General features: G+C 71.6%; 6 protein-coding genes, 1 rRNA gene and 2 pseudogenes. 5 read left to right on the forward strand and 4 right to left on the reverse strand.

The annotated features are described in order from the left end of the window. Nucleotides 1–58: 58 nt before the first annotated feature. Nucleotides 59–1,111, reverse strand: coding sequence for an HAD-IIA family hydrolase (locus tag AZE13_RS08145; protein WP_398780113.1), 1,053 nt, complete (start codon nt 1,109–1,111; stop codon nt 59–61). A 144-nt stretch (nt 1,112–1,255) separates the two neighbouring features. Between AZE13_RS08145 and AZE13_RS08150 the strand changes: the two genes are divergently transcribed. The 5 genes and pseudogenes from AZE13_RS08150 to AZE13_RS08165 all read left to right on the forward strand — a co-directional run bounded on the left by AZE13_RS08150 (nt 1,256) and on the right by AZE13_RS08165 (nt 8,123). Next, nucleotides 1,256–2,521, forward strand: coding sequence for a DUF1015 family protein (locus AZE13_RS08150; RefSeq protein ID WP_066928412.1), 1,266 nt, complete (start codon nt 1,256–1,258; stop codon nt 2,519–2,521). Nucleotides 2,522–2,780: 259 nt separating this feature from the next. Then, entirely contained in the window at nt 2,781–4,319 is a 1,539-nt protein-coding gene (locus AZE13_RS08155; protein WP_066928414.1) for a pyridoxal phosphate-dependent decarboxylase family protein, read from the forward strand. A gap of 37 nt (nt 4,320–4,356) precedes the next feature. Continuing rightward, nucleotides 4,357–5,685, forward strand: coding sequence for a lysine N(6)-hydroxylase/L-ornithine N(5)-oxygenase family protein (locus AZE13_RS08160; protein WP_066928416.1), 1,329 nt, complete (start codon nt 4,357–4,359; stop codon nt 5,683–5,685). Further along, a pseudogene (locus AZE13_RS37885) lies at nt 5,682–6,167 on the forward strand (GNAT family N-acetyltransferase); the annotation flags it as partial. The gene AZE13_RS08160 and the pseudogene AZE13_RS37885, both read left to right, overlap by 4 nt. Nucleotides 6,168–6,272: 105 nt before the next feature. Then, complete coding sequence (locus AZE13_RS08165; protein ID WP_258527649.1) at nt 6,273–8,123, forward strand: IucA/IucC family protein; 1,851 nt, start codon at nt 6,273–6,275, stop codon at nt 8,121–8,123. Nucleotides 8,124–8,196: 73 nt separating this feature from the next. On the opposite strand, the gene AZE13_RS37475 is transcribed toward AZE13_RS08165, so the two are convergent. From AZE13_RS37475 to rrf, 3 genes and pseudogenes are all read right to left on the reverse strand, one after another. Next, a complete protein-coding gene (locus AZE13_RS37475; protein WP_220127565.1) occupies nt 8,197–9,012 on the reverse strand; it encodes a tetratricopeptide repeat protein in 816 nt (271 codons plus the stop codon). Between the two features lie 18 nt (nt 9,013–9,030). Next, nucleotides 9,031–10,065 (reverse strand): annotated as a pseudogene (locus AZE13_RS37480) (hypothetical protein); the annotation flags it as partial. A gap of 108 nt (nt 10,066–10,173) precedes the next feature. Next, a 5S ribosomal RNA gene (rrf, locus tag AZE13_RS08180) occupies nt 10,174–10,290 on the reverse strand. Nucleotides 10,291–10,384: the final 94 nt, after the last annotated feature.

Here is a 10,384-nt window from a genome sequence, read left to right on the forward strand (position 1 = left end):
CCCCGACCCCGCCCGGCGGGGGCCCGGCCCCACCCGCACCGGGCCCCCGCCCCGCTCCCTACTCCATCCCTATCCGCGCCAGGGCCTTGCCCGCGTCCGCCGTGCAACTGCCGTCCCCCGCCGCCGTCCAGGCCGCCGCGCACAGCGCCCGCAGCCCGTCCAGCGGCGCGCCCTCGCCCGCCACGGTGAGCGTGTCCCCGGCCAGGGCGGCTCGCCAGCCGCCGCAGCGGAAGCCGTCGCCGTCCTCGGTCACCCCGGGCTGCGGCGCGAGCAGCCCGCGCAGATCGGCGTCCACGTAGGCCGGCCGGTGCTGCGGCGGGGCCGCCAGCAGTTCCGCGGGGGTGGTGACCCCGGTGAGGACGAGCAGTGCGTCGACCTCGCCGTGGTACGCGCCCTCGATGTCCGTGTCGAGCCGGTCCCCGATCACCAGCGGCCGCCGGGCGCCGGTCCGCAGCACCGTCTCCCGGTGCATCGGCGGCCGCGGCTTCCCGGCCACCTGCGGCGCCCCGCCGGCCGCGGTCCGGACCACCTCCACCAGCGCGCCGTTGCCGGGGGCGATCCCGCGTTCCCTGGGGATGGTCAGATCGGTGTTGGACGCGAACCACGGCACCCCGCGCTGCACCGCGTACGCGGCCTCCGCCAGCCGCCCCCAGTCCAGCGTCGGGTCGAAGCCCTGGACCACCGCCGCCGGGTCGTCGTCCGCGGAGAAGACCGGCTGCAGACCGCGTTCGCGGAGCGCCACCACCAGCCCCTCGCCGCCGATGGCCAGCACCCGGGCGCCCGCGGGCACCTGCTCGGAGATCAGCCGGGCCACCGCCTGCGCGGAGGTGATCACGTCGTCCGGGCCGGTCGGCAGGCCGAGGCCGGTCAGCTGGTCGGCGACCGTCCGCGGGGTGCGGGCCGCGTTGTTCGTCACATACGCCAGGTGCATCCCGCCGTCCCGCGCGGTGGTCAGCGACTCCACGGCGTGCGCGATGGCCCGCCCGCCCGCGTAGACGACCCCGTCCAGATCCAGCAGCGCCGTGTCGTACGCCTCGCTCAGCGCGCTCGGACACCCGTCGGGCCGACGCCGCCCGGTCCCTTCCGACCGCCCGTGCATCCGCTCGTTCATGCCGTCTCGCTCCTCGTTCCCAGGGCGCGCTCCGGACCGCCGGGGCGCACCGTGCTCCGTCTCGCGCATACCGATTTTTCCAGCCATCACTCCCGGGCTGTCCCCCGATCTTCCCTCATCTCCGTCGCGGCATAGCATTCTTCAATGACGAGTACCGACGGCCTCCGCCTCCGTCCGTTCCGCGGCCTGCGCTACGCCCCGGACCGGGTCAGCAGCCTCACCGCCGTGACCTCTCCGCCGTACGACGTGGTCGTCCGGCCGGAGGGCGTGCGCCATCTGGAGACCGCCGATCCGTACAACATCGTCCGGCTGATCCTCCCGCACACCGCGGACCCCGCCGCACGTCACCGCCAGGCCGCCGACACCCTGCGCCGGTGGCGCGCGGAGGGCGTGCTGACACCGGACCCGGAGCCGGCGCTGTACGTCTACGAGCAGCGGGCCGGGGACGTGCTGCAGCGCGGGCTGATCGGCGCGCTGCGCCTGGACGGCCCGGTGCTGCCGCACGAGGACGTGATCCCGGAGGTCGTCGAGGACCGGGCCGCCCTGATGCGCGCCGCGGCCGCAAACTTCGAGCCGTTGCTCCTCTCCTACCGTGGCCGGAACGCCGCGAACGGCGCCACGGCGGTGATCGAGCGCGTGGTCAAGGGGCACCCGCTGCTCACCACCACCACGGAGGACGGCTTCCGGCACCGCCTGTGGGCGGTCACCGGCCCCGCCGACCTGGCCGCCATCGACGCCGACCTGTCCCGCCGGCGGGCACTGATCGCCGACGGCCACCACCGCTGGGCGACCTACCAGAGGCTGTACGAGCAGCAGCCCGGCGCCGGGGCGGACTCGCCGTGGGCGTCCGGCCTGGTGCTGCTGGTCGACACCGACCGGTATCCGCTGCAGGTCCGGGCGATCCACCGGGTGCTGCCGCATCTGCCGCCCGCCAAGGCGCTGGCGGACCTGGACGCCGTCTTCCGCTCCCGTACGTTCCGGGGCGGGCCGTCCGCCGCCCTGGAGGCGCTGGAGGAGACCCCGGGCACCGCCTTCGTCCTGGCCGGCGAGCCGGACACGTTCCACCTCCTGGACCGTCCGGACGCCGGGCTGCTGGACCGTACGATCCGCCGCGACCGGCCGGAGGCGTGGCGGCGGCTGGACGCCACCGTGCTGCACTCGGTCCTGCTGGACGAGGTCTGGCACATCCCCGACCACCCGTCCGACATCAGTTATCTGCACCACCCGGTGGCCGCCGTCGAGCAGGCCGCGCGGCAGGGCGGCACCGCCGTGCTGATGCGCGCCACATCGGAGGAGACGGTCCGTCAGCTCGCGGAGCACGGTGTGACGATGCCGCGGAAGTCCACCTCCTTCGGCCCCAAGCCGGCCACGGGGCTCGTCCTGCGCACCCTGGACGAGCCCGGCAGCTGACGGCTGATCCGGCAGCTGACGACTGATCCGGCAGCTGACGACTGATCCGGCAACTGGCGGTCACATCCGACAGCGGGCGACGAATCCGACAACTCACCCTCCCCTGGGGCCCGCCCGTCAGGCCCCGGCCCGACTCGGCGCGTGGTTAGGTTAGGCTTACCTCACCACGTCGCCGGGGCGGTCCCCCTGCCCTGTGCACTCCGCGCGCTCTCCGCCCGGCACAGGACGTGGTCAACTCCGCACCAGGGAGGACACCTTCATGAGTCTCCTCGCGCACTCCGCCGAGGACCCGGCCGACAGCCGGACACACCTGCTCACCAACGGCACGGCCCCGCACTACCGCACCGCGGTCACCGAGAGCGTCAAACGGATCAGCGACCGGATCGCCGGCACCGCCCGCCCGTTCACCGGCATCTCCGTCGACGGCCTCACCCCCACGGTCGCCGCCGTCGACCTCGACACCCCGCTCCACGACGCCACCGCCGCGCTCGACGAACTCGAGGACGTCTACCTCCGCGACGCCGTCTACTTCCACCACCCGCGCTACCTCGCCCACCTCAACTGCCCGGTGGTGATCCCCGCCCTCGTCGGCGAGGCGGTGCTCTCCGCGGTCAACTCCTCCCTGGACACCTGGGACCAGAGCGCCGGCGGCACCCTCATCGAGCGCCGGCTGATCGACTGGACCGCCGGCCGGATCGGCCTCGGCGAGCGGGCCGACGGCATCTTCACCAGCGGCGGCAGCCAGTCCAACCTCCAGGCCATGCTGCTCGCCCGCGACGAGGCCTGCCGCCGCGAACTGGCCCGCGACGGTGCCTCCGACGCCCGGCTCACCGACGTCCTGCCCCGGCTGCGCATCCTCACCTCCGAGTGCAGCCACTTCAGCATCCGCAAGTCCGCCACCCTGCTCGGCATGGGCGCCGAGGCCGTCATCGCCGTCCCCGCCGACGAGCACAAGCGGATGCGCGCCGACGCCCTGGCCGACGCCCTGGCCCGCTGCCACGCCGACGGCCTGATACCCATGGCCGTCGTCGCCACCGCCGGCACCACCGACTTCGGCTCCATCGACCCGCTGCCCGAGACCGCCGACCTGTGCGCCCGCTACGGCGCCTGGATGCACGTCGACGCCGCCTACGGCTGCGGCCTGCTCGTCTCCCGCCGCCGCGGCCTGCTCACCGGTATCGAGCGCGCCGACTCGGTGACCGTCGACTACCACAAGTCCTTCTTCCAGCCGGTCAGTTCGAGCGCCATCCTGGTCCGCGACCGCGCGACGCTGCGGCACGTCACCTACCACGCGGACTACCTCAACCCGCGCCGGATGGCCGAGCGCCGCATCCCCAACCAGGTCGACAAGTCGATCCAGACCACCCGCCGCTTCGACGCCCTCAAGCTCTGGCTCACCCTGCGCGTCATGGGCGCCCAGGGCGTCGGCGAACTCTTCGACGAGGTCATCGACCGCGCCGCGGACGCCTGGAAACTCCTCCATGACGACCCCCGCTTCGAGGTCGTCGTCGAACCGCAGCTGAGCACCCTGGTCTTCCGCTACGTCCCCGGGACCGGCCCGGCACAGGCCCTGGACCCCGCACTCACCGACCGGGTCAACCTGCACGCCCGCGAGGCGCTGTTCGCCTCCGGTGACGCGATCGTCGCCGGCACCAAGGTCGACGGCCGCCACTACCTCAAGTTCACCCTGCTCAACCCGGAGACCACCCTCGAGGACATCGCCACCGTCCTCGACCTGATCGCCGAACACGCCGGCACCTTCCTCGCCGCGCAGCAGCAGCCCGCGCTCAGCGCGTGACCCTCCGCCAGCGAACAACCCCCTCCCGGAGCCCCCTGTGTCCGCCCCGCACCCCTCCTCCCCGTACGACTTCATCGCCATCGGCCTCGGCCCGTTCAACCTGGGCCTGGCCTGCCTCACCGAGCCGATCGACGACCTGAACGGCCTGTTCCTGGACGAACGCGCGTCCTTCGACTGGCACCCCGGCATGATGCTGGAGAGCAGCCACCTCCAGGTGCCCTTCATGGCCGACCTGGTCACCCTCGCCGACCCCACCTCGCCCTTCTCCTTCCTCAACTACCTCAAGGAATCGGGCCGGATCTACTCGTTCTACATCCGCGAGAACTTCTATCCGCTGCGCGCCGAGTTCAACGACTACTGCCGCTGGGCGGCCGGCAGACTCGGCACCGTCCGTTTCTCCCACCACGTCAGCGACGTCGAGTACGACGAGCACGAGGAGCTCTACACCGTCCACGCCGAGCACGACGGCGAACGCAGGACCTTCCGCGCCCGCAAACTCGTCCTCGGCACCGGCACCCCGCCGTACCTCCCCGACGCCTGCCGGGACCTGGGCGGCGACCTGCTGCACAACAGCGACTACCTGGACGCCAAGGCCGCCCTCCAGGCCAAGGAGTCCATCACCCTCGTCGGCAGCGGGCAGAGCGCCGCGGAGATCTACTTCGACCTCCTGACCGACATCGACACCCACGGCTACCACCTCACCTGGGCCACCCGCTCCCCGCGCTTCTTCCCCCTCGAGTACACCAAGCTCACCCTGGAGATGACCTCGCCGGAGTACGTGGACTACTTCCACGCCCTCCCCCCGGCCACCCGCGACCGGCTCAACGCGGCCCAGAAGCACCTCTACAAGGGCATCGACTCCGCGCTGATCAACGATATCTTCGACCTGCTCTACCAGAAGAACCTGGGCGGCCCGGTCCCCACCCGCCTCCTCACCAACACCGCGCTGCACACCGCCCGTTACGACGAGGCCACCGGCACCTACACCCTGGGCCTGCGCCAGGAGGAACAGGGCACCGACTTCACCCTCGACACCCAGGGCCTGGTCCTCGCCACCGGCTACCGCTACCGCGTACCGGACTTCCTCACCCCCGTACGCGACCGGATCGCCTGGGACGACGCCGGCCGCTACGACGTGGCCCGCAACTACAGCATCGACACCACCGGCCACGGCATCTTCGTGCAGAACGCCGAGCTGCACACCCACGGCTTCGTCACCCCCGACCTCGGCATGGCCGCGTACCGCAACGCGTGCATCGTCCGCGAGCTGCTCGGCCGCGAGTACTACCCGGTCGAAAAGGCCATCGCCTTCCAGGAGTTCGCCGCCCCGGCCGGCCCGCACCACCCCACGGAGATATCCGCATGACCACCCCGCTCTTCAGCCGTACCGACCCCGAGCTGGGGGAGTTCTCCCTGCGGCCGGTGGACCCCGCCGCCGACGCCGCACTCCTGCACTCCTGGGTCACCCACCCCAAAGCCGTCTTCTGGCTGATGCAGGACTGCGACCCCGCCGAGGTCGAGAAGGAGTTCGCGCGGATCGCCGCCGACCCCTACCACGATGCCTTCCTCGGCCTGCACAACGGCACCCCCGCCTTCCTGATGGAGCGCTACGACCCCGCCCACCGCGAACTGGTCGGCATCCACCCCGCCGAACCCGGCGACGTCGGCATGCACTTCCTGTGCGCCCCCACCGACACCCCCCTCCACGGCTTCACCCGCGCCGTGCTCACCACCGTCATGGAGGCGCTCTTCGCCGACCCGGCCCACCGCCGCGTCGTGGTCGAACCAGACGCCCTCAACACCGCCGTCCACGCCCTCAACAAGGCCGTCGGCTTCGAGGTCCGGCGCACCGTCGACCTGCCGTCCAAGCAAGCCCTGCTCAGCACCTGCACCCGCGACCAGTTCCTGGCCGCCCGCGGCGCGAGCCTTCCCGGCCACCCCAGGAGAGAACCGATGACCGCCGGCACCCGGCCGACCGCCCAGGACGCCGTCGCCCACCTCACCCCCCGCATGTGGGCCCACGCCAACCGCCTGCTGATCCGCAAGGCCCTCGCCGAGTTCGCCCATGAGCGGCTGCTCACCCCCAGGCGCCTGCCGCAGGACGGCCACTACTGCGTACGCAGCGACGACGGCAGCACCGAATACCGCTTCGCCGCCCGCCGCCAGACCCTCGACCACTGGCAGGTCGACGCCGACAGCATCACCCGCCACCGCGACGGCACCGAACTCCCCCTGGACGCCCTGGAGTTCTTCATCGAACTCCGCGACGCCCTGGGCCTCGGCGACGGGATCCTCCCGGTCTACCTGGAGGAGATCAGCTCCACCCTCTCCGGCACCGCCTACAAACTCAGCCAGGACCGGCCCACCGCCGCCGAGCTCGCCACCTCCGGCTTCCAGGACATCGAAGCGGGGATGACCGAGGGCCACCCCTGCTTCGTCGCCAACAACGGCCGCCTCGGCTTCGGCATCCACGAGTACCACTCCTACGCCCCCGAGACCGCCAGCCCGCTGACACTGATCTGGCTCGCCGCCCGCCGCGACCGCGCCACCTTCACCGCCGGCGACGGTCTCGACTACGACACCCTGATCCGCGACGAACTCCCCGAGGCCACCCGCGCCCGCTTCACCACCACCCTCACCGCCCGCGGCCTCGACCCCGACGACTACTACTTCCTTCCCACGCATCCCTGGCAGTGGTGGAACAAGCTCTCCGTCACCTTCGCCGCCGAGGTCGCCCAGCAGCACCTGGTGTGCCTGGGCCCCGGTGACGACGCGTACCTCGCCCAGCAGTCCATCCGCACCTTCTTCAACGCCACCGCCCCCACGAAGCACTACGTCAAAACGGCCCTCTCGGTCCTCAACATGGGCTTCATGCGCGGCCTCTCCGCCGCGTACATGGAGGCCACCCCCGCCATCAACGACTGGCTGGGCCGCCTGATCGACGCGGACGACACCTTCCGGGCCGCCCGTTTCTCGATCATCCGCGAGCGCGCCGCGATCGGCTACCACCACCGCCAATACGAGGCCGCCACCGACAAGGGCTCCCCGTACCTGAAGATGCTCGCCGCCCTGTGGCGGGAGAGCCCCGTCCCCACCCTGGAGCCGGGCCAGCGCCTGGCCACCATGGCCGCGCTCCTCCACACCGACCGCGACGGCGGCTCCCTCGCCGCCGCCCTCATCGAGGAGTCCGGCCTGGAGCCCGCCGTCTGGCTCCGCCGCTACCTCGACGCGTACCTCACGCCCGTCCTGCACTCCTTCTACGCCTACGACCTGGTCTTCATGCCGCACGGCGAGAACGCCATCCTGGTCATCGAAGAGGGCGCCGTAGCCCGCGTGATCTTCAAGGACATCGCCGAGGAGATCGCCGTCATGGTCCCCCAAGGTCTTAAGGACCAGGGAGGTGCCCCCACGGACGCGGCCCTGCCCCCCGCCGTAGCCCGCATCCGCGCCGACGTCCCCGAGGACAAGAAACTCCTCTCCGTCTTCACCGACGTCTTCGACTGCTTCTTCCGCTTCCTGTCCGGCACCCTCGCCGACCGCGGCGTCCTCGACGAGGACACCTTCTGGCGCACGGTCGCCGAGTGCGTCACCGACTACCAGACGTCGCACCCGCACCTCGCCGGCAAGTTCGCCCAGTACGACATGTTCACCGACGAGTTCGCGCTCTCCTGCCTCAACCGCCTCCAGCTGCGGAACAACCAGCAGATGGTCGACCTCCAGGACCCGGCGGGCGCCCTCCAGCTCATCGGCACCCTCCGCAACCCCATCGCCCGTTACGCGCCGACGGGTGGCCGGGGCGCCTGACACTCCCCGCACATGACGGAGAGCGGGACCCCCTCGGGATCCCGCCCTCCGTCATTGTCTGCCGGGGCCCGGCCTAGCCCTTCTCGGGCCGCTCCCCCTCCGCGGCGTCAACTGCGGCGTCATCTGCACCATCCGGGGCATCTGAAGCATCGACGTCCACGACCTCATCGATCACATCGGCCTCGTTGACGTCCCCGGCGTCCTCGGCGTCCTCCAGCGCATCGGTGAACTCCACACCGTCCAGCTCCGCGAGCCGGTCCGAGGCATCCGTCGTACCGCCCTGGTCCGCCTCCAGCGCCCGGGCGAACCAGTCACGCGCCTCGTCCTCGCGCCCGACCTCCAGCAGGGCGTCGGCGTACGCGTACCGCAGCCGCGCCGTCCACGGGTGCACGGCGCTCGACGCCAGCTCCGGGCTCTGCAGCGTCACCACCGCCGCGTCCGCCTGCCCCATGTCCCGACGGGCACCCGCCGCGACCAGCCGCATCTCGACCTGACCGGCCCGGTCCAGCTTCTGCACCTCGGGCTCACCGGCCATCGCCAGCGCCTTCTCCGGCCGGCCCAGACCGCGCTCGCAGTCCGCCATGACGGGCCACAGCTCCACACCGCCGGTCATCCGCCGCGCCGCCCGGAACTCGGCGAGCGCCTCGCTGTACTTACCGGCCGCGTACGCCGCGAAGCCCGCCGCCTCGCGCACCGCCGCGACCCTGGACGCCAGCCGCAGCGCCACCCGCGAGTACCCGTACGCCTTCTGCGGGTCCTCGTCCAGCATCCTGGCGACCATCACCAGGTTCTTGGCGACATCCTCGGCAAGCGTCTTCGGCAGGCTCATCAGCTCCTGCCGCACGTCCTTGTCGATCTCCTCACCGGTGACGTCCTCCGGAATCGGCAGCCGCTTGATCGGCTCCCGGTCCCGCCGCTCCTCGCGACGGTCGTCCCGCCCACGGCCACCGCCGTACGGACGTCGCCCGCCACGCTCGTCATCGCGCCGGAATCCCCCGCGGTCATCCCGCCGGAACCCACCGCGGTCATCCCGACGCGGCCCCCGGTCGTCCCGCCGGAATCCGCCACGGCCGCCGCCGCGCTCACCGCCACGGTCGTCGCGCCGGAACCCGCCGCGCTCGCCACCGCGGTCGCCACCGCGGTCGTCGCGCCGGAAACCGCCCCGCTGCTCGCCCCCACGGTCATCCCGCCGGAACGAAGGCCGCTCGTCACGCCGTTCGTCACGCCGGTCATCCCGTCGCTCATACCGGCGCTCGTCCCGACGGAAGCCACCACGCTCATCATCCCGACGGAAACCACCCCGGTCATCACGCCGGTCATCACGCCTGTCATCACGCCGGTCGTCGCGTCGATCGTCACGCCGGTCGTCGCGACGGAACCCGCCCCGCTCGCCACGATCACGGCCGGAGAAACGGTCATCCCTGCGGAACCCACCGCGCTCGCCACCGCGGTCGTCGCGCCGGTCGTCGCGGCGCTCACCACCGCGGTCGTCGCGCCGGAACCCGCCCCGCTGCTCGCCCCCACGGTCATCCCGCCGGTAGCCGCCGCGCTCACCACGACCGCCACCGAACGACCGGTCATCACGCCGGAACGAGGAACGCTCCCCGCCCCGCTCGTCACGACGGTCACCACCACGGAACCCCCCGCGGTCGCCGCGGTCACCACCGTAGGAACGGTCACCGCCATGGGAGCGGTCACCGCCGTAGGAACGGTCGCGGTCATCGCGACGGAAGCCCCCGCGTCCGCCGCCGGCCCGCTCATCGCGACGGAAGCCGCCGCGCTCGCCCCGGTCGCCACCACGGCTGTCGCGACGCGGTCCCCGGTCATCACGCCGGAAACCACCGCGGTCGCCGTCGTCACGCCGCTGCGGCCGGCGCTCCGAACGATCGTCGGAAGAGTTGGTGGACATCGACGTGACTCCTGTCTTCGGTACTGCATTCATTCTCACGCACCGAACGGTTCGGCGCGCTTCGGGCGGTGCTTGTTTCAAAACAACAAAAGGACCCCTGGTCCCAGCATGCACGCTGGGACCAGGGGTCCTGGAAAGATTGTTCGGCGGCGTCCTACTCTCCCACAGGGTCCCCCCTGCAGTACCATCGGCGCGGAAAGGCTTAGCTTCCGGGTTCGGAATGTAACCGGGCGTTTCCCTAACGCTATGACCACCGAAACCCTATCGGGTTCGAGCGAACAAGCACACTCTTCAGTTAATTAAAGTGAAACTTGGTTCAACCGACGCTGCGACTGTTCGCAACCCGGGAACC

Source organism: Streptomyces sp. NBRC 110611, from assembly GCF_001590865.1.
Classification (GTDB): domain Bacteria; phylum Actinomycetota; class Actinomycetes; order Streptomycetales; family Streptomycetaceae; genus Streptomyces.